Origin of the sequence: Candidatus Protochlamydia sp. W-9 (genome assembly GCF_001950615.1) — a bacterium.
Lineage (GTDB): Bacteria > Chlamydiota > Chlamydiia > Chlamydiales > Parachlamydiaceae > Protochlamydia > Protochlamydia amoebophila.
In genome coordinates, this window is the sequence record NZ_BCPZ01000118.1 from 1 (window position 1) to 293 (window position 293).

At 40.6% G+C, this 293-nt stretch carries 1 protein-coding gene; it reads left to right on the forward strand.

Annotation, left to right across the window (positions count from 1 at the left end; all coding sequences use genetic code 11):
* The coding region (locus tag BU804_RS03205) for a putative nucleotidyltransferase substrate binding domain-containing protein (RefSeq protein ID WP_143298918.1) at positions 1-293 on the forward strand (293 nt) is incomplete at both ends.

Sequence of the window (293 nt, forward strand, 5' to 3'; positions counted from 1 at the left end):
GACCTATGAACAGATTTGGTGCCACCCCTTTAAAGAGAAGATTATCGACCTAAAAAAGAACTACACGGAGTTGCTCCATCACCTTTTAAATGATTTATCGCTTTATTTCGGCATGGAAGAAGCCAATACACTCGATCTTATTGGCGCGCTTGTGGAAAAGGAAATTTTCACAGCCGAAAGTGGCTTCTTATTGCAAGAGGCGGTGGCGGCCATTTACCTAAAAAGAGTAGATCTTCATTTTACTTGTGGGGAACAAAAAGAAGAGGTTAACATAGAAGATCCTCTTAGTGAAA